A 20,334-nucleotide genomic window follows, 5' to 3' on the forward strand; every position below is an offset into this window, starting at 1 on the left:
ACCGCTACATTATGCCGGTTGCAACTTCTGATAAGGACATTTGGCGATGCGCCTGGGTTTGCTGATTTTAGTTCTGCTGCTGACGGGATGCAGTCATCACGCCCCGCCGATTAATGGCCGTCTTTCCGATTCAATCACCGTGATAGCGGAACTGAACGATCAGCTCGGTCACTGGCGCGGTACGCCTTATCGTTATGGCGGCATGAGTCGTAACGGCGTTGACTGCTCCGGCTTTGTCTATCTGACCTTCCGCGATAAATTTGCATTGCAACTGCCGCGCACCACCTCAGCCCAAAGCGATATTGGCACCCGCATCAGCAAAGATGAACTGCTGCCAGGCGATCTGGTCTTTTTCAAAACCGGACGCGGTGAAAATGGCCTGCATGTGGGCATCTATGATACCGATAACGCTTTTATCCACGCCTCGACCAGTCAGGGCGTCATTCGCTCCTCACTCGACAATGTCTACTGGCGAAAAGTGTTCTGGCAGGCTCGCCGTATTTAACAGCACCTTCGCGAAATCAGACTTAAGTCCAATTTTAAATAGAGTTAAAACAACGAGTAAAAGTTTTATTTTAAATGAACGTTTAGGACGAGTATTTTAATAAACAGAATAATGGCTGATTTAATTCCACTAATAACCGGTGTTTTATCACTACTATTTGGCTTAAGCGTGATCGGTTGTTGCCAAACGGAAATGGAAGGGTAAAGAAGTTCGTCTCTTCAATGATTTGGCACTATTGCCTGCGGCTGACCATTCCTATACGATATCCCTATCGCCGCATATTCTGGCATTAAAATGAAAATTCATCTCTCGGCCGACTATCAGTCGGAAATCTGGTTTTATCCTGTCTGTGATGTTGATGGACGGTTGACCGCTGTCGAGCTGGTAACACAGTTTGTGCATGAAAGTGCGCCCATCACCCTGCCTCAGGATCTGCTGCTTCCCCAGCTTGATGAGTCGCAGCAGTTACGTCTGCTGCAAAGCCAGATTGGATTGCTGGAGCAGAATCGCGGATTATTTGAAGCGCATTCCGTGTCAGCTTTTATCCGTATTGATGAAGGCATGGCCCGGACGCTGCTTGCCAGTGAATTAGTCATGCGCAAAATAAAACAGCTGCCTTTCATTCTATTGAATATCACTGAAACGTTTCCGCAACTCAAGCTGGGCAAAAATAATCCGCTGCTGGCGAGCCTGCATGCTGAGTTTAATTTAGCGCTTTCACATTTTGGCGCGGGCAAAACACCCTCTAATGCGGTCTACGATAATTTATTCAGCTGCATCTGTCTCGACAAAGAATTTATTCAATCGCTGGCAAAACGCGCTTCATTTGTGCCATTTATTCAGAGCATTATTGATAATTTCCGCGCCCATTGTGACCGGCTGATTATTTGCGGCATTGATGACGAAGTGCTGTTCGATAAAGTCAGCCAGCTGAATGGTGCCGATTTTCAGGGTGCGCTCTTCCCGGTGGTAAAATCTGACGCACTGCGTTCACTGCTCTGTGCCGACGAGCGCATGCCTTCCTCTCAGCATCCCGGCTGACAGAACCTGTTAATCCCTGCTATCAGCGTTACACTAAAGGACTAACCTACGTATCGCTGAGTATCGCATGGGAGAAACAATGTCTGCAGGCAAGGCCTCTTTTGACAACACCTGGTTCCGTGAGCTGACCGGATGTTATACCGCGCTGAACCCCACGCCGCTGGCAGGCGGACGTCTGCTGTATCACAACGCACCGCTTGCAACCTCAATGGGGCTGGATAGCGCGCTCTTTGAAGGTCACGGTCACGATGTCTGGCACGGTGCGGCACTGCTGCCCGGCATGCAGCCGCTGGCGCAGGTCTACAGTGGCCATCAGTTTGGTGTCTGGGCGGGTCAGCTCGGTGACGGGCGCGGTATCCTGCTGGGTGAACAGCGTCTGGATGATGGCAGCAAACTTGACTGGCATCTCAAGGGGGCAGGCCTGACGCCTTATTCCCGCATGGGCGATGGTCGTGCCGTGATCCGTTCCAGCGTCCGTGAGTTTCTCGCCTCGGAAGCGCTGCACCATCTGGGTATCCCCACCACGCGCGCACTCACTCTGTCGATAGGCGATGAGCCGGTCTACCGCGAAACCACTGAGCGTGGCGCGATGCTGATGCGCATTTCACCGAGCCACCTGCGTTTCGGTCATTTCGAGCATTTCTTTTACAGTCAGCAGCAGGAGAAAGTGCAGCAACTGGCTGACTACGCCATTCGTCATCACTGGCCGCATCTGGAAGAGGAAGCGGACCGCTATCAACAGTGGTTTACCGACATTGTGTTACGCACCGCGCGCCTGATTGCGTTGTGGCAGAGTGTGGGTTTTGCGCATGGCGTCATGAATACTGACAATATGTCGATCCTTGGCCTGACCATCGACTATGGCCCGTTTGGTTTTCTGGATGATTATCAGCCTGACTTTATCTGTAATCACAGCGACTATCAGGGGCGCTACAGCTTTGAAAATCAGCCGATGATTGGCATGTGGAATCTCAACCGTCTGGCACATGCGCTGTCGGGTCTGCTGACCACTGAGCAGTTGCGGACGGCGCTGAGCGCCTATGAACCTGAACTGATGCGGGTCTGGGGTGAGAGGATGCGGGCAAAACTCGGCCTGCTGACACAACAGAGCAATGACAATCAGATTCTGACCGATCTACTGGCGCTGATGACGCAGGAGCACACTGATTACACCCTGACGTTCCGGCTGCTGAGTGAAACCCAACAGGCTGAAAGCCGTTCAGCGCTGCGCGACGAGTTCATCGATCGTGAGGCGTTTGATGGCTGGTATCAGCGCTACCGCAACCGTCTCGTGGATGAGCAGGTTAGTGATGAAGAACGACAGGCTGTGATGAAGGCGGCTAATCCGGCTGTCATTTTGCGCAACTATCTGGCGCAGCAGGCGATTGAAGAGGCGGAGCGGGGAGAGCAGGTGGCGCTGGCCCGTCTGCATCAGGCGTTACAGCAGCCCTTCAGTGATGAGACAGCCGCTGAGTATCGTCAGCGGCCGCCAGACTGGGGCAAAACCTTAGAGGTGAGCTGCTCCAGCTGATTCAGACTCAGAAGCGGTGAGAAACCGCCTCGGCCAGCAGGGCGAGCACCTGTTCACTCTCCTGCCAGCCGAGACAGGGATCGGTTATCGACTGGCCATAAACCAGCGGTTCACCGCTTACCACTTTCTGATTGCCTTCTTCCAGGAAGCTTTCAATCATCACACCGGCAACGGCCCGCGATCCTGATTTAATCTGCTCTGCTACCTCTGCCGCCACATCCATCTGACGACGATGCTGCTTCAGACAGTTGCCGTGACTGAAATCGATCACCAGCTGCTCTGGCAGATTAAAGGCCGCCAGACGCTCCGCGGCGGCGGCGACATCGCTGGCATGATAGTTAGGCTGTTTACCGCCTCGCAGGATCACATGACCATGCGGGTTGCCACTGGTCTGGTAGATAGTCATCTGGCCCAGTTTATCCGGCGACAGGAACATGTGGCTGGCGCGTGCGGCGCGAATCGCATCCACCGCGATCTGCACGTTTCCATCGGTGCCGTTTTTAAAGCCAACCGGGCAGGAGAGGGCAGAGGCCATTTCGCGGTGGATCTGGCTTTCGGTGGTACGTGCGCCAATCGCGCCCCAGCTGATGAGGTCAGCAATAAACTGGCCGATCACCATATCCAGAAATTCTGTGGCGGTGGGCAGGCCCAGCGCGTTGATATCAATCAGCAGCTTGCGGGCGATGCCGATACCCCGGTTCACATCGTAACTGCCATCCAGGTCCGGATCGGAGATTAACCCTTTCCAGCCTACGACGGTACGAGGCTTCTCGAAGTAGGCACGCATCACAATCTCCAGCCGATCTTCATAGCGGATGCGTAACGCGTTCAGACGCGCAGCATACTCCAGGGCTGCTTTCGGGTCGTGCAGCGAACAGGGCCCGATCACTACCAGCAGGCGCGGATCGTCACCCGTCAATATACGGGCGATACGTTTACGGGCAACGGTGACGTTGTCGGCAATCGCCGCGGAGACAGGATGTTCAGCCGCCAGACTGGCGGGGGTAATCAGACTACCAATGCGTGCGGTACGCAGTTCGTCGGTTTTTTTCATGAGTTTCTCGAAAACGGTTCTTCGCAGCGGTGAAATACCGGGAAGTGATGGTGGTCACAATAAACCATTAGTCTGCGAATTCAACCCGTGATTTGACAATGAAATCAAAACCCACGGCAGCGGCGCTTTACATCTTTGACCCGATTCCCTTTCAGTACATACGGCGCGTCAGGCCCATGATGTCGAGAATTTTGGTGGCAATCTCTTCGACCGAGTAGTTAGTGCTGTTGAGATAGCGGATCTGATGGGTGCGAAACAGCGCTTCGACTTCGCCTACTTCCAGCCGGCACTGGCGCATTGAGGCGTAGCGGGTATTTTCCGCCCGCTCCTGCCGTATCGCTGCCAGCCGTTCCGGATCGATGGTCAGCCCGAACAGTTTATTCTGATGGGCGCGCAGCGCGGGCGGCAGTTTGAGATTATCCATATCGTCGGCAATAAAGGGGTAGTTGGCGGCACGAATACCAAACTGCATCGCCAGATAGAGGCTGGTGGGTGTTTTGCCACAGCGCGAAACGCCTAACAGGATAACCTGCGCATCTTCCAGCCCGCGCAGCGAGATGCCGTCATCATGCGCCAGGGCGTAATCGATCGCCGCAATACGTGCGTCATATTTCCCCAGATTACTGGCGTCCAGTCCGTGGGTGCGGTGTGCCACCGGCGCAGGCGATAAGCCCAGCTCCTGCTGAAGGGGAGCCACCAGCGCCTGCACGATATCCTGACAAAACCCCTCACTCTGCACGATAATGTCGCGCACCTCTGGCGTGACAATGGAGAAGAACACTAGCGGCCGCACGCCGCTCTGCTGATAGAGCGCGTTAATCTGGGCTTTAACCGCCAGCGCCCGCTGGACATTTTCCACAAATGGCAACGTCAGGCTGGTGATATTAACCGGAAACTGCGACAGCACCGCATGGCCCAGGACTTCAGCTGTTATCGCTGTACCATCGGAGATATAAAAAACGCTTCTGTCAGTTGTCATAATGAATTCAGCCTCAGCCAGGAGTGAGCCATCAGCATGAGTGATGCGACTTAATAAATCATCTCTGATTTTAATTTCTGGAAGGTCTGTCCGGATTATTTGTCTGCAGTTTCATCACGCTAACAAAAATGAAAAGGCGTTTCGAGTCGCCGGAATTCTTTTCAAAACGTGGACGGGCCACGAATAATCCTGCGTCTGTTGCGCAACAAAACAGAATGCTTAAGTGGATGAAAATCTGCCATTTCCTGTCACATCAATAAGTTAGCGAAAAATAGCGACTTTGCGCAACAGCAAAATAATCCGCTCACAATTCCGAAACTGCGGCTGAAATTCTGCTTTAACGATTCAACAGATCGTTATTGATGGGGTGATATGCCAGGCTGAAAACAGCTCACTCTCTGTGTCCATTCATTGATAATTGATAAAGGATAAGCGCGATGTCCACTCAGGAACAGCCATTGGTGCTCTGGTATAACCAGCTTGGTATGCATGATGTTGATCGGGTAGGCGGTAAAAACGCCTCTTTAGGTGAAATGATAACGAATCTGTCGTCGCTGGGCGTTTCCGTGCCCAATGGTTTTGCAACCACGTCGTACGCCTTTAACCTGTTCCTCGATCAAAGCGGGCTGAACCAGCGAATTTATGCGCTGCTGGATGAGACGGATATTGATGATGTTGATGCGCTGGCAAAAGCGGGTAAACAGATTCGTCAGTGGGTGGTGGAAACGCCGTTTCTGCCGGAACTGGAGTCTGCCATTCTGGACGCTTATCAGCAACTCTCTGCCGATGATGCGGCCGCGTCGTTTGCCGTCCGCTCCTCTGCCACCGCCGAAGATATGCCCGACGCCTCCTTTGCCGGCCAGCAGGAAACCTTCCTGAATGTGCAGGGCATCGACGCCGTTATGGTGGCGGTCAAGCATGTCTTTGCTTCACTGTTTAATGACCGTGCTATCTCCTACCGCGTGCATCAGGGCTACGACCATCGTGGCGTGGCGCTCTCTGCCGGCATACAGCGCATGGTGCGTTCGGACCTGGCCTCGTCAGGTGTGATGTTCACCATTGATACCGAATCCGGCTTTGATCAGGTGGTCTTCATCACTGCCGCCCTGGGACTGGGTGAGATGGTGGTGCAGGGCGCTGTTAACCCGGATGAGTTCTATGTTCACAAGCCAACGCTGGCGGCGGATCGCCCGTCGATCGTGCGTCGCAATATGGGCTCGAAAAAGGTGCGCATGGTGTATGCCGATTCTCAGGCGCATGGCGAACAGGTACGCATTGAAGATGTGCCTGAGGCCGAACGCGACCGATTCTGCCTGAACGATGAGGAAGTGCAGGCGCTGGCGAAGCAGGCAGTGCTGATTGAACAGCACTATCAGCGGCCGATGGATATTGAGTGGGCCAAAGATGGACACACCGGCAAGCTATTTATTGTTCAGGCGCGTCCTGAAACCGTGCGCTCAAATGGCCAGGTAATGGAGCGTTATACGCTGCAGGGTCAGGGCAGCGTCGTCGTTGAAGGGCGAGCCATCGGTCATCGTATCGGCGCAGGCGTGGTGAAGGTCATCCACGATATCAGCGAAATGAACCGCATTGAAAAAGGCGATGTGCTGGTGACGGACATGACCGACCCGGACTGGGAGCCGATCATGAAAAAGGCGTCAGCCATTGTCACTAACCGTGGCGGACGAACCTGCCATGCGGCGATCATCGCGCGTGAGCTGGGTATTCCAGCGGTAGTAGGCTGTGGCGACGCGACCGATCGGCTGAGAGAGGGCCATCAGGTCACTGTCTCCTGCGCCGAGGGCGACACCGGCTACGTCTATGATCAGCTGCTCGACTTCGACGTCACCAGTTCGCAGGTCGATTCACTGCCTGCGCTGCCGCTGAAGATTATGATGAACGTAGGTAACCCCGATCGTGCTTTCGATTTCGCCTGTCTGCCGAACGAAGGTGTTGGCCTGGCGCGGCTGGAATTTATTATTAACCGAATGATTGGCGTCCACCCGAAAGCGCTGCTTGAATTTGATCAGCAGACGCCGGAACTGCAGCAGCAGATCCGTAAAATGATGAAAGGATTTGATAATCCGGTGGAGTTTTACATCGCTCGCCTGACGGAGGGAATTGCCACGCTTGGTGCGGCATTTGCACCGAAACGCGTAATTGTCCGACTTTCCGATTTTAAAACCAATGAATATGCCAACCTCGTTGGCGGCGAACGCTATGAGCCGGAAGAAGAAAACCCGATGCTCGGATTCCGTGGCGCAGGTCGCTATGTGGCGGATAACTTCCGCGACTGCTTTGCGCTGGAGTGTGAAGCGGTAAAGCGCGTTCGCAACGAGATGGGTCTTACTAACGTCGAAATCATGGTTCCGTTTGTGCGCACGGTGGATCAGGCGCAGGCCGTGGTGGAAGAGCTGGCCCGTCAGGGGCTGAAGCGCGGTGAGAACGGGCTGAAGATCATCATGATGTGCGAGATCCCGTCAAATGCGCTGCTGGCAGAGCAGTTCCTGCAGCACTTTGATGGCTTCTCAATCGGCTCCAACGACATGACCCAGCTGACGCTGGGGCTGGATCGCGATTCCGGCGTCGTCTCCGCGCTGTTTGACGAACGTAACGAAGCCGTTAAAGCCCTGCTTTCCATGGCGATCAGGGCCGCGAAGCAGCAGGGTAAATATGTCGGCATCTGCGGGCAGGGACCGTCCGACCATCAGGATTTTGCCGCATGGCTGATGGAAGAGGGCATTGACAGCCTGTCGCTGAACCCGGACACCGTAGTGGAAACATGGGTGAGTCTGGCACAGTTAAACAAAACCGCCTGACAAAGCTTACAGAAATGATGAAAGGCCCGCACTGCGGGCCTTTTTCTGTTTATAGCTGGTCATATTCAGGCAAAAAAAAGCCCATCACAGGGGATGGGCAAAGACTACACACAGCAATTCTTTACTCTACTCAGGGGAATCAGGTTGTCTGAAAATCAATAGCTTGATTTCGAACATAGGAAACATGTTATTCATACCGCTGGCTGGCGTCTTTAAGAATCCTCTTATTAGTTTAAAGCCGATAATCTTTTGTCACCTTTACTTCGCCGTTTGACTTAAGAAACAGTGCAGAAAGTAATCTTTTTTAGGCCAGAAAGGTCAAATAAAGGCCAAAGATGGCTTTTTTCTTAAAAATCGCTAATGGAAAACAAAATCTCGCGAGTTTCTGAGAAGGGGTGCGGTTAATCATCATTAACCGCACTAATCAATGCAGACAGGATAGAATGGCACAGTGTGTCATTGCTGTGAATCAGACGGCTGGCGGGGTACCCTCATGATCGGCCAGGGCTTCAGCCACGGCCAGCGGGTCATTGTCTGGCGCTGGTGCTTCATGAACCCAGACGGAAACCAGACGGTAGGAAACAGCCAGAACTACCGGGCCGATAAACAGACCAATCATGCCGAAGGCAAACAGGCCACCTATTACGCCAGAGAGGATCAGGATCATCGGCAGGTCCGCACCCATCCGGATTAACATCGGACGCAGGACGTTATCCATCGTGCCCACCACACAACTCCAGACCAGCAGCACGGTTCCCCAGGTGGTATCGCCGCTCCAGTAGAGATAGATGATGGCGGGGACCAGCACCAGAAGCGGGCCGAGCTGAACCAGACAGCAGAGGATCATCAGCACCGTTAACAGCGTGGCATAGGGGATACCGGAGATCGCCAGACCGATACCGCCCAGCACGCCTTGCACCAGCGCCGTCACCACCACGCCAAGCGCCACGGCACGAATGGACTGTGCCGCCAGCAGCACGGCGGCATCACCGCGTCGTCCCGCCATGCGGAAAGCAAAGTGACGGATGCCCTGGGCAGCCTGTTCGCCGCGCCAGTAAAGCAGCACACTGAACAGCAACATCACGCCCAGGTGGATCATAAAGCGGCCGAAATGACCGGCCTGTGCGACAAAAAAGCCGGTAGTACGGCCAATGTAGGGCTGGATTTTAGCCATGATGCCGGCCCCGCCGCTCGCCACCAGCGTGTCATAACTGACATAAAGCTTTTTGCCGACCATCGGCACATCCCTAAGCCACAGCAACTGCGGCATCGTATGCCCCTGGGTAACCCAGGCGATGACCGGGGCACTGTTATCGATCAGGCTGCTGACCAGCAGTGCGATAGGGATGATAAACAGCAGCAACAGCAGCATGGTCATCACGATCACCGCCAGCGAACGGCGTCCCCACAACAGGCGCTGGAATTTCAGCATCAATGGCCAGGTCGCAATTACCACCATGCTGGCCCAGGCAAAGCCCAGAATAAACGGCTGCACCACCCATAAACAGGCGACAATCAGCAGCAGAATGAACATCAGGGTAAAGAGTATTTGCGGTAAATCCATATCCCGGTACTGGCTTTTCATCATTGACTCATAACCTCGTCTTAATCCTTCATTTCAGGGCATTCGGATGCCCGTTTTTATCATGATCTATTTGCCAGGGTTTAAACAGCGTCGCGGAGAAAGGTTTTTGTCTTTTCTGAAAAAAGGGCAGCCGCAGAAAAAATATGATAAAACGAGAAATCGCTCACGTATAAACGCAAACGTTTACAACACCTTCGGTCAGACAATCATGATCCCACAGATTTCGCAGGCACCGGGCCTCGTTCAACTGGTGCTGACGTTCCTTGAGTCGCTGAAAGAGCAGGGTTTTACCGGCGACATGGCTACCAGCTATGCCGATCGTCTTTCACTCTCCACCGATAACAGCATCTATCAATTGTTGCCCGACGCGGCGCTCTTTCCGCGTTCGACGGCGGACGTTGCGCTGCTCGCCCGCGTGGCCGGAGAAGCACGCTTTGCCAGCCTGGTATTTACCCCGCGCGGCGGCGGCACTGGCACTAACGGTCAGTCACTGAATCAGGGCATTGTGGTGGACATGTCGCGCTACATGAACCGCATCCTGGAGATCAATACCGATGAGGGCTGGGTGCGGGTCGAAGCTGGCGTCATCAAAGATCAGCTGAATGCCTGGCTGAAGCCTTTCGGCTTTTTCTTTTCGCCTGAACTGTCCACCAGTAACCGCGCCACGCTGGGCGGCATGATCAATACCGACGCGTCGGGTCAGGGTTCGCTGGTCTATGGTAAAACCTCAGACCATGTACTGGGCCTGCGCGCCGTGCTGCTGGGCGGCGATATTCTTGATACGCGACCAATGGCCACCGCGCTGGCTGAAACGCTGGCGCAGACGGCAACCCCCGAAGGCCGTATTTATCAGCAGGTGCTGACGCGCTGCCGCGAGCACCGGGATCTGATTCTGGAAAAGTTTCCCAGGCTGAATCGCTTCCTGACCGGGTACGACCTGCGCCACGTCTTCAGCGACGATATGCAAACCTTCGACCTGACGCGCCTGCTCTGTGGTGCCGAGGGCACGCTGGCTTTTGTTACTGAGGCACGTCTCGATATCACCCCGCTGCCGAAAGTGCGGCGGCTGGTAAACATTAAATATGACTCCTTCGATTCCGCCCTGCGTAACGCACCCTTTATGGTGGACGCGCAGGCGCTGTCAGTTGAGACCGTTGACTCCAAAGTGCTGAACCTGGCGCGGGAAGATATCGTGTGGCACTCGGTGCGTGAATTGATTGCTGACGTACCCGATAAAGAGATGCTGGGTCTGAACATCGTTGAGTTCGCCGGTGATAACGCCGCACTCATCGATCAGCAGATCGAAAAACTCTGTGCCCGGCTTGATGCGCTGATGCAGCAGCAGCAGGGCGGCGTGATTGGCTATCAGTTCTGTAACGATCTGGCGGGCATTGAGCGCATCTATAACATGCGTAAAAAAGCGGTGGGCCTGCTGGGAAATGCTAAAGGCCGGGCTAAGCCGATTCCGTTTGTCGAAGATACCGCCGTTCCGCCGGAAAAACTGGCTGACTACATTGTCGAGTTTCGCGCGCTGCTCGACAGCCACGGCCTGAGCTACGGCATGTTTGGTCACGTCGATGCAGGCGTACTGCACGTGCGTCCGGCGCTGGATATGTGCGATCCGCAGCAGGAGATGATGATGAAACAGATCTCCGACGAAGTGGTGGCGCTGACCGCGCGCTATGGCGGCCTGCTGTGGGGCGAACATGGTAAAGGGTTCCGCGCCCAGTACAGTCCGGCATTCTTCGGCGAGACGCTTTTTAATGAGTTGCGCCGCATCAAAGCGGCCTTTGACCCGCTTAACCGCCTGAATCCGGGTAAAATCTGTACGCCCTTTAACAGCAACGACGAAATGATGCAGGTCGATGCGGTGAAGCGCGGAACATACGATCGGCAGATTCCGTTAACGGTCCGGGATGAATGGCGTGGAGCGATGGAGTGTAACGGCAACGGGTTATGTTTCAATTTTGATGCCCGCAGCCCGATGTGCCCGTCAATGAAGATCACCCGCAACCGTATTCACTCGCCAAAAGGGCGGGCAACGCTGACGCGGGAGTGGCTGCGACTTCTGGCCGGGCAGGGCGTCGATCCGCTGGCACTGGAAAAGCAGCTGCCGGAAAACAGCCTGTCGCTACGCGGGCTGATCGCCCGTACCCGCAACAGCTGGCACGCCAGTAAAGGGGAGTATGACTTCTCGCACGAGGTGAAAGAGGCGATGTCCGGCTGTCTGGCCTGTAAAGCCTGCTCCACCCAGTGTCCGATTAAAATTGACGTGCCCGCATTCCGCTCGCGCTTTCTGCAGCTCTATCACACCCGTTATCTGCGCCCGGTCAGCGATCACCTGGTGGCGGCGGTCGAAGGCTATGCGCCTCTGATGGCGAAGGCGCCAAAAGTATTTAACTTCTTCCTGCGCCAGCCGTGGATGAAAGAGTTAAGCAAAACGCATATCGGCATGGTCGATCTGCCGCTGCTTTCGTCTCCTAACCTGAAACAGCAGCTCAGTGGCCATCCCGCTATGAACATGACGCTGGAACAGTTGGAAGGACTGTCAGCCACGGAGCGCGCCAGCTGTGTGCTGGTGGTACAGGATCCCTTTACCAGCTTCTATGAGGCACAGCTGGTTAACGATTTTGTCAGGCTGATTGAGAAGCTGGGGCATCGCCCGGTGCTGCTGCCTTTCTCGCCAAACGGTAAAGCGCAGCACGTGAAAGGCTTCCTGCAACGTTTCGCCCGCACGGCAGCCCGTACCGCCGATTTTCTTAATCGGGTCGCAAAACTGGAACTGCCGATGGTGGGCGTCGATCCGGCTACCGTGCTCTGCTATCGCGATGAGTATCGTCAGACGCTGGGTGAATCGCGCGGCGACTTCAGCGTATTGCTGGTGCATGAATGGTTAGAGCGTGCCCTGGCAGAACGTGAAGTGCAGGCCACGGGCGGGGAGTCCTGGTATCTGTTTGCGCACTGCACCGAAGTAACCGCGCTGCCTTCAGCGCCCACTCAGTGGCAGGCGATTTTCTCCCGTTTTGGCGCAAAGCTGGAGAACATCAATGTAGGTTGCTGCGGCATGGCGGGCACGTATGGGCACGAAAGTCAGAACCTCGAAAACTCGCTGGGGATCTATGCGCTCTCCTGGCATCCGCAGCTTCAGCGACTGCCGCGCCAGCGCTGTCTGGCCACCGGCTATTCATGCCGCAGCCAGGTCAAGCGTGTGGAAGGCAACGGCATGCGCCATCCGCTTCAGGCATTGTTAACGCTAATGTAAAAAAATTGTGCGCGACGTCACGCCGTGGCTGGATTAGAATATCCAGCCTGCGTGACGCACGAAGTCACTTTGCAGCACGGTGGCTTTGTTCCACTCTCCGACCATAGCCAGTTGATGGCAGAGGCGGGTCAGGGACAATCGCGCCAGTTGATAGGCCTGAAGGCGAAACAGGCGATCGCGATCGTTGTTTCCCATCTCCTGCACCAGCCGGTGATGCAGTTTACCCATCGCATGAAGGTAACTCTGGTCGTCACCGTTCAACTGGCAGACTTCTGCCATATCCTGACAGGCATCGTTAAACTGACGCAGCTGATGAATCGTGCAGTCGGCCCGGTCGAGTTTTGCCTGCGCCATATAAAAGTCGACGGTGATATCACGCACCGAAAACTGGTATTCGTCGATTTTATGCTGCAGCCAGGCGGAGACAGAAAGCATCATGGCGTTACCCTGAATGTTAATGATAATAATTATCATATTCATCCATGCCGGGATTGCAATTGCAGGACAGAAAAATTTATCGATTTATCCTGCCTGTCGGTATAATCGGAAATAACAATCTGTTTACATCGGAGAAAGGCGTAACCTATCAATAAGCATTTTTATCAAAAATGGTTATTTCAAATAGAGTGATTTATTAATAGGTTATCACTGGCTTATTGAGGCTGACTCTGTTTACACAGGATGAACGGAAGCAGCTATGCTTAATAATTGAGCAAATAAAACAGCACAAGATGATTATCCCTGCAAAACAAGAGGTTGAAGTGATTGGTCAGATCACTACCATAGGGGGATAGCCTGAAAAGGTCCGGACTCAAGAGGTATCAACATGGCATCTGTTAATACAGACTCTTTCTCACCCGACGATTTTGTCTGGAAAGGTCTGACGCTGACTGAAACCGCAGCGCAACAAATTCTCAATCTGGCGGCTCAGGACCCTGACGTCAAGGGTCTGCGTCTGGGCGTAAAACAATCCGGCTGTGCCGGGTTCGGCTACGTCATGGATCTGGTGAAAGAACTCGTCGAAGACGATCTGCAGTTCTCATTCCACGGCGCAACGCTGTTTGTGCCGCTACAGGCGATGCCATTCGTTGATGGCACTGAACTGGATTATGTTCGTGAAGGCCTGAATCAGATTTTTAAATTCAATAACCCTAAAGCTCAGCACGCCTGCGGGTGCGGTGAGAGCTTTGGCGTCGAGTAAGTGAAATATGTCACGACACAGCGAAACATCTGACGATGTACAAATCTGGGAAGGCAAGCTCAACTACAAAGAGGGCTTCTTTACCCAACTGCAGACCGAAGAATTTGCCAACGGCATCAATGAAGATGTGGTGCGGGCGATCTCGGCCAAGCGTAACGAGCCAGAGTGGATGCTGGAGTTTCGTCTTAAAGCGTTTCGTGCCTGGCTTGAAATGGAAGAGCCACACTGGCTGAAAGCCCACTACGAAAAACTTGACTATCAGGATTACAGCTACTACTCCGCGCCCTCCTGCGGTAACTGCGATGACACCTGTGCCTCAGAGCCGGGTGTGACCCAGGCTTCCGGCAGCGCGCCAGCCAGCGACTACCTGACGCAGGAAGTGGAGAACGCCTTTAATCAGCTGGGTGTGCCGGTGCGTGAAGGGCGGGAAGTGGCGGTTGACGCCATTTTTGACTCCGTTTCTGTGGCAACCACCTATCGCGGCAAGCTGGCGGAGCAGGGGATTATCTTCTGTTCATTCGGCGAAGCGATTCAGGAACACCCGGAGCTGGTGAAGCAGTATCTCGGTACGGTGGTTCCGGCTAACGATAACTTCTTTGCGGCACTGAACTCGGCGGTCGCCTCTGACGGCACCTTCGTTTATATCCCGAAAGGGGTTCGCTGCCCGATGGAGCTGTCGACCTATTTCCGCATCAACGCGGCGAAAACCGGTCAGTTTGAACGCACCATCCTGATTGCCGATGAAGACAGCTACGTCAGCTATATCGAAGGTTGTTCAGCCCCCGTGCGTGACAGCTATCAGCTGCATGCCGCCGTGGTGGAAGTGATCATCCATAAAAATGCTGAAGTGAAATATTCGACCGTTCAGAACTGGTTCCCTGGCGGCGAAGGCGAGGGCGGTATCCTCAACTTCGTGACCAAGCGTGCGCTGTGTGAAGGTGACCACAGCAAGATGTCATGGACCCAGTCTGAAACCGGTTCAGCGATCACCTGGAAATACCCGAGCTGCATTCTGCGCGGGGACTACTCGGTAGGTGAGTTCTATTCGGTGGCACTGACCAGCGGTCGTCAGCAGGCCGATACCGGCACCAAGATGATCCATATTGGTAAAAACACCAAATCGACCATTATCTCTAAAGGGATTTCGGCCGGTAAAAGTCAGAACACTTATCGTGGTCTGGTGAAAATCATGCCAACTGCCACCAATGCCCGTAACTTTACGCAGTGTGACTCAATGCTGATTGGCCCTGATTGCGGCGCACATACCTTCCCGTATGTCGAAACCCGCAACAATACCGCCCAGCTTGAGCATGAAGCCACGACCTCACGTATCGGCGAAGATCAGATGTTCTACTGTCTGCAACGCGGTATCAGTGAAGAAGACGCCATCTCGATGATCGTGAACGGCTTCTGTAAAGACGTATTCTCGGAGCTGCCACTGGAATTTGCTGTGGAAGCCCAGAAATTGTTAGCCATCAGCCTTGAGCACAGTGTGGGCTGATGCCGTCACACGCCTTGCCGGAAGCAATGTGAAGGAATAAGAATGTTAAGCATTAAAGATTTGCAGGTCAGTGTTGAAGATAAAGCCATTCTGCGTGGCCTGAATCTCGAAATTAAACCGGGCGAAGTGCATGCCATCATGGGGCCGAACGGCTCCGGTAAAAGTACGCTGTCAGCGACGCTGGCAGGCCGTGAAGATTATGAAGTGACCGGCGGTTCAGTCAGCTTCAAAGGTAAAGATCTGCTGGAACTGGCTCCTGAAGAGCGTGCCGGTGAAGGCATCTTTATGGCCTTCCAGTATCCGGTAGAGATTCCGGGCGTCAGCAACCAGTTCTTCCTGCAAACCTCGGTTAACGCGGTGCGTAAATATCGTCAGCAGGACGAGCTGGATCGCTTTGATTTCCAGGACTTCATTGAAGAGAAAATTCATCTGCTGAAGATGCCGGAAGATCTGCTGACCCGTTCTGTTAACGTTGGCTTCTCCGGTGGTGAGAAGAAGCGTAACGACATTCTGCAGATGGCGGCGCTTGAACCTGAGCTTTGCATCCTGGATGAAACTGACTCTGGTCTGGATATCGATGCGCTGAAAATCGTCGCGAATGGCGTAAACAGCCTGCGTGATGAGAAGCGTGCCTTTATCATCGTGACCCACTACCAGCGTATTCTGGATTACATCAAGCCAGACTTCGTTCATGTTCTGTATCAGGGCAAAATCGTGAAATCTGGCGACTTCTCGCTGGTGAAACAGCTGGAGGAGCAAGGTTATGGCTGGCTTACCGACGAAGAGTGATTCTGCGCTGCAACAGTGGCATCACCTGTTTGAATCGCGCGGCGACGTGCGTTCTCTGCAGGCACAGCAGCACTGGCAGCAACTGATGCGTGTTGGTCTGCCAACCCGCAAGCATGAAAACTGGAAGTACACGCCGCTGGACACCCTGCTGTCCCAGCAGTTTGTGCTGCCCGATGCGCCGCAGACCCTGAGCGCTGAACAGGTTGATGCACTGGCGCTGCCGCTGGATGCCATCCGTCTGGTGTATGTGGATGGTCAGTTCCAGCCCGCCTTCAGCAGCCGCGACGTCGAACTGTTTGAGGTTCAGCACAGCGTGGCCGCCGAGCGCCGTCCGCTGCCCGCTGCGGTTCAGCCGGAAGTCTTCCTGCATCTGACCGAGAGCCTGGCAGAGGAGGTGACGACCCTGCGTCTGGCACGCGGTAAAGCCGCTGCCCGTCCGGTCTATCTGCTGCATATCACCAGCGGTCAGCAGACGGGCATGAACACCGTTCATTATCGCCATCATCTGCAGCTGGAAGAGAGTGCCGAAGCGGAAGTCATTGAGCACTACGTCTCTCTGGATGAGCGCGCCCATTTCACCGGCACGCGCTTTACCTTTGCGATTGGTGACAATGCGAAACTGACTCACACCAAGCTCGCCTTTGAAAGCAGCGCCAGCTATCACTTTGCGCATAACGATCTGGTGATTGGCAACGATGGACAGGTCAGCAGCACCAGCTTCCTGCTGGGTGCGGGCCTGTCGCGTCACAACACCAGTACTCAGCTGAATGGCGAAAATACCACGCTGGCAATTAACAGCCTTGTACTGCCGGTGAAACAGGAAGTGGCGGATACCCGTACTTACCTGGAGCACAACAAAGGCCACTGTGTCAGCCGCCAGATGCATAAAACCATCGTGCGTGACAAAGGGCGTGCGGTGTTTAACGGTCACATCAAAGTGGCACAGCATGCGCTGAAGACCGACGGGCAGATGACCAATAACAACCTGTTACTGGGCAAGCTTTCTGAAGTCGACACCAAACCGCAGCTCGAAATTTACGCGGATGACGTTAAATGCAGCCACGGTGCTACCATTGGTCGTATCGACGATGAGCAGATGTTCTATCTGCGTTCTCGCGGTATTGAGCAGGATGCGGCGCAGACCATGATTATTCATGCGTTTGCAGCCGAACTCACCGAGACACTTGAAAATGAAGTGATGCGTCAGGCCGTACTGCAGCGTATCGCACAACGTTTTCCCGGAGGCGACGTATGATGAACTTCGATCTCGAACGCATCAGGGCTGATTTTCCTATCCTGAAGCGTGAGGTCAACGGTCATCCGCTGGCCTATCTTGACAGTGCAGCCAGCGCACAGCGTCCCCTGTCGGTGATTAACGCCGAGAGTCATTTCTATCAGCACGGCTATGCGGCCGTGCATCGTGGTATCCATACGCTGAGCCAGCAGGCGACCAGCGATATGGAGAACGTGCGCGATCAGGCTGCCCGTTTCATTAATGCCGGGTCCCAGGAAGAGATTATCTTCGTTAAAGGCACCACCGAAGGCATCAACCTGGTGGCGAATACCTGGGGCAGCAGTAACCTCAGGTCTGGCGACAACCTGATCATCACGGAGATGGAGCATCACGCCAACATCGTGCCGTGGCAGATGCTGGCGCAGCGTACCGGCGCAGAAGTGCGTGTGCTGCCCTTAGATGACAACGGTGAACTGGCGCTGGAGCAACTGGCGGGGCTGATCGACAGCCGCACGCGGTTGCTGGCCGTGACGCACGTGTCAAACGTGCTCGGCACCGTTAACCCGGTTAAAGCCATCGTTGCCCAGGCAAAAGCCGCTGGCGTGATTACGCTGGTGGATGGCGCGCAGGCCGTGATGCATGACAAAGTGGATGTGCAGGATATCGGCTGCGACTTCTACGTCTTCTCCAGCCATAAACTCTACGGTCCGAATGGCGTCGGTATTCTCTATGGGCGCAAAGCGCTGCTGGATGAGATGCCACCGTGGGAAGGCGGCGGTTCGATGATCGGTCAGGTCATGCTGCCCACCGGCACCACCTGGAACAGTGCGCCGTGGCGTTTTGAAGCAGGCACACCGAACACCGGGGGCATTATCGGCTTTGGCGCGGCGATGGCCTATGTGCAGGCGCTGGGACTGGATACCATTCATCAGCGCGAGACGGCACTGATGAACTATGCGCTCGATAAGCTGGGCACCGTTCCGGATATTCAGATCTACGGTCCGCAGTCACGTGCCGGTGTTATTGCCTTCAACCTGGGCAAACATCATGCCTTCGATGTCGGCAGTTTCCTGGATCAATACGGTATTGCCATCCGCACCGGACATCACTGTGCGATGCCGCTGATGCAGCACTACAATGTCCCGGCGATGTGCCGTGCCTCCTTCACCTTCTACAACAGTGAAGAGGAAGTGGATCGTCTGGCTGCCGGTTTGACGCGCATTCATCGTCTGCTGGGCGGCTGAACAGTTTTAACGGAGTCACTGATGGCGAATTTGCCTGAAAAAGAGAAACTGGTTCGCAACTTCAACCGTTGCGCTAACTGGGAAGAGAAGTACCTCTACATTATCGAACTGGGTTCAAAGCTTCCGGAATCTTCTGAAACATTACACCAGCCGGAAAACGCGATTTCGGGTTGTCAGAGTCAGGTATGGATCAGAATGACCCCGCAGGCAGATGGCACCATCGCATTTGAAGGTGACAGCGATGCCGCTATCGTTAAAGGTCTGATTGCTATTGTATTTAGTCTGTATCAGAACCTGCCACCCGCTGAAATTCTGGCGCTGGATGTGCGCCACTGGTTTGGCGAACTGGCCCTGGTGCAGCACCTGACGCCCACCCGGTCGCAGGGGCTGGAGGCGATGATTCGGTCTATTCGCCATACCGCTCAGAACCTCAGCTAAGTTACACTCGACAGACGCCATCCGGCGTCTGTTTTTTTATCTGACGAGAAAATTGCATGAAACCTGCTTTACGTTTAGCCGGTGCATTGCTGCTGACCTGCTTTGGGCTCTCTGCACCCGCATTCGCCACCGAATACCCGCTGCCACCGCCTGACAGTCGCCTGATTGGCGAAAACGTTCTGACTCAGGTTCCTGATGATAAACAACCCCTGGAATCAATCGCGGCCCGCTACCAGGTCGGGCTACTGGGCATGCTGGAGGCGAATCCCGGGACCGATCCCTGGTTGCCCAAAGCGGGTACCCAGCTGACGGTGCCGCTGCAGATGATCCTGCCTGATACGCCGCGCGAAGGGATTGTGGTGAATCTGGCCGAACTGCGTCTCTACTACTATCCCAAAGGGGAAGATAAGGTCATCGTCTATCCTATCGGCATTGGTCAGCTGGGGGCGGCAACACCAGTCATGGTGACGCAGATCAGCCAGAAAATCCCGAATCCCACCTGGACGCCCACCCCGAACATCCGCAAGCGTTACGCCAAAGAGGGCATTACATTACCTGGCGTGGTACCCGCTGGACCGGATAACCCGATGGGGCAGTTTGCCATGCGTCTGGCGCGTGGCACCGGCCAGTATCTGATCCACGGTACCAATGCGAAGTTTGGCATCGGCATGCGGGTCAGTTCAGGCTGCATCCGTCTGCGTTCTGAGGACATAGAAGCGCTGTTTAACGCAGCCCCAAAAGGGACGCGGGTTCAGATCATCAATCAGCCGGTGAAGTATGCTGTGGAGCCGGATGGGAAACGCTACGTGGAAGTGCATCAGCCGCTGTCCCGTAATGATAAAGACGATCCGCAGACTATGCCCATTGCGATCGGCAGTGACCTGAAGAAATTCATGAAGAGTGAGAAGAGTGATAGCGCGCTGATTAAAGCCAGCTTAACGCGACGCTCAGGCATGCCTGTACTGGTCAGCAGTGGCGAACCGGTGCAGAGTGATACCGTGCCGCCTGCGGGGCTGGAGAGTGCCTCTGCGGGCGCGAATAGCCCGGATGGGCAGGCCGAAGGTAAAGCTGCGCAGCCCTGAAAGGATGAGTGCCTGAAAGGGCACTGAATTTTGGGCAAAAAAAATGGCGCCTTAAAGGCGCCATTTTTA

General features: G+C 54.6%; 16 protein-coding genes and 1 other RNA gene. 12 read left to right on the top strand and 5 right to left on the bottom strand.

Going from position 1 to position 20,334, the window contains the following annotated elements; all coding sequences use genetic code 11:
* Positions 1-46 precede the first annotated feature (46 nt).
* From FA92_RS07290 to FA92_RS07300, 3 genes are all read left to right on the top strand, one after another.
* On the top strand, positions 47-505 hold the full coding sequence (locus tag FA92_RS07290; protein WP_013357687.1) for an NlpC/P60 family protein: 459 nt from the start codon (positions 47-49) through the stop codon (positions 503-505).
* 294 nt (positions 506-799) lie between these two features.
* Entirely contained in the window at positions 800-1,546 is a 747-nt protein-coding gene (locus FA92_RS07295) for an EAL domain-containing protein (protein WP_033782932.1), read from the top strand.
* A gap of 79 nt (positions 1,547-1,625) precedes the next feature.
* Positions 1,626-3,077, top strand: a complete 1,452-nt coding sequence (locus FA92_RS07300; RefSeq protein ID WP_033782935.1) for a YdiU family protein — start codon at positions 1,626-1,628, stop codon at positions 3,075-3,077.
* 7 nt (positions 3,078-3,084) lie between these two features.
* On the opposite strand, the gene FA92_RS07305 is transcribed toward FA92_RS07300, so the two are convergent.
* Both FA92_RS07305 and FA92_RS07310 read right to left on the bottom strand, forming a co-directional pair.
* Positions 3,085-4,131 (bottom strand): 3-deoxy-7-phosphoheptulonate synthase, encoded by a 1,047-nt coding sequence (locus FA92_RS07305; protein ID WP_033782937.1) that lies wholly within the window; start codon positions 4,129-4,131, stop codon positions 3,085-3,087.
* A 151-nt stretch (positions 4,132-4,282) separates the two neighbouring features.
* Positions 4,283-5,110: a pyruvate, water dikinase regulatory protein gene (locus FA92_RS07310; RefSeq protein WP_013357691.1), complete on the bottom strand. Its 828-nt coding sequence runs from the start codon at positions 5,108-5,110 to the stop codon at positions 4,283-4,285.
* A 437-nt stretch (positions 5,111-5,547) separates the two neighbouring features.
* Here FA92_RS07310 and ppsA point away from each other — a divergent pair, with 437 nt between their 5' ends.
* Positions 5,548-7,929, top strand: coding sequence for a phosphoenolpyruvate synthase (gene ppsA, locus FA92_RS07315; protein WP_033782939.1), 2,382 nt, complete (start codon positions 5,548-5,550; stop codon positions 7,927-7,929).
* 69 nt (positions 7,930-7,998) lie between these two features.
* Here the strand turns inward: ppsA and rprA are convergent.
* Both rprA and ydiK read right to left on the bottom strand, forming a co-directional pair.
* Positions 7,999-8,106: antisense sRNA RprA (gene rprA / locus FA92_RS22530), an RNA gene on the bottom strand.
* Between the two features lie 292 nt (positions 8,107-8,398).
* Positions 8,399-9,514 (bottom strand): AI-2E family transporter YdiK, encoded by a 1,116-nt coding sequence (ydiK, locus tag FA92_RS07320; RefSeq protein ID WP_110331963.1) that lies wholly within the window; start codon positions 9,512-9,514, stop codon positions 8,399-8,401.
* Positions 9,515-9,722: 208 nt separating this feature from the next.
* Between ydiK and FA92_RS07325 the strand changes: the two genes are divergently transcribed.
* Positions 9,723-12,776, top strand: a complete 3,054-nt coding sequence (locus FA92_RS07325; RefSeq protein WP_033784570.1) for an FAD-binding and (Fe-S)-binding domain-containing protein — start codon at positions 9,723-9,725, stop codon at positions 12,774-12,776.
* A 33-nt stretch (positions 12,777-12,809) separates the two neighbouring features.
* On the opposite strand, the gene FA92_RS07330 is transcribed toward FA92_RS07325, so the two are convergent.
* Complete coding sequence (locus tag FA92_RS07330; protein WP_013357695.1) at positions 12,810-13,214, bottom strand: hypothetical protein; 405 nt, start codon at positions 13,212-13,214, stop codon at positions 12,810-12,812.
* 388 nt (positions 13,215-13,602) lie between these two features.
* Between FA92_RS07330 and sufA the strand changes: the two genes are divergently transcribed.
* From sufA to FA92_RS07365, 7 genes are read left to right on the top strand one after another with little or no spacing between them, the layout of a single operon-like run.
* Positions 13,603-13,977: a Fe-S cluster assembly scaffold SufA gene (gene sufA, locus FA92_RS07335; RefSeq protein ID WP_033782940.1), complete on the top strand. Its 375-nt coding sequence runs from the start codon at positions 13,603-13,605 to the stop codon at positions 13,975-13,977.
* 7 nt (positions 13,978-13,984) lie between these two features.
* Positions 13,985-15,478, top strand: a complete 1,494-nt coding sequence (sufB, locus tag FA92_RS07340) for a Fe-S cluster assembly protein SufB (protein ID WP_013357696.1) — start codon at positions 13,985-13,987, stop codon at positions 15,476-15,478.
* Between the two features lie 42 nt (positions 15,479-15,520).
* Entirely contained in the window at positions 15,521-16,267 is a 747-nt protein-coding gene (gene sufC / locus FA92_RS07345; RefSeq protein ID WP_013357697.1) for a Fe-S cluster assembly ATPase SufC, read from the top strand.
* The gene (gene sufD, locus FA92_RS07350) at positions 16,242-17,522 is read left to right on the top strand and encodes a Fe-S cluster assembly protein SufD (protein WP_013357698.1); all 1,281 of its coding nucleotides are present in this window, start codon (positions 16,242-16,244) and stop codon (positions 17,520-17,522) included. Before sufC ends, sufD begins: the two co-directional genes overlap by 26 nt.
* Positions 17,522-18,745 carry a cysteine desulfurase SufS gene (gene sufS / locus FA92_RS07355; protein ID WP_033784571.1) on the top strand — a complete coding sequence of 408 codons (1,224 nt, stop codon included), beginning with the start codon at positions 17,522-17,524 and terminating at the stop codon, positions 18,743-18,745. Before sufD ends, sufS begins: the two co-directional genes overlap by 1 nt.
* Before the next feature lie 21 nt (positions 18,746-18,766).
* A complete protein-coding gene (gene sufE / locus FA92_RS07360) occupies positions 18,767-19,183 on the top strand; it encodes a cysteine desulfuration protein SufE (RefSeq protein WP_033732484.1) in 417 nt (138 codons plus the stop codon).
* A 56-nt stretch (positions 19,184-19,239) separates the two neighbouring features.
* Positions 19,240-20,265 (top strand): L,D-transpeptidase family protein, encoded by a 1,026-nt coding sequence (locus FA92_RS07365; RefSeq protein WP_013357701.1) that lies wholly within the window; start codon positions 19,240-19,242, stop codon positions 20,263-20,265.
* The last annotated feature ends 69 nt before the right edge of the window (positions 20,266-20,334 follow it).

It is taken from the genome of Pantoea sp. 9140 (assembly GCF_000745295.1).
In the GTDB taxonomy this organism is placed as follows: Bacteria; Pseudomonadota; Gammaproteobacteria; order Enterobacterales; family Enterobacteriaceae; genus Pantoea; species Pantoea vagans.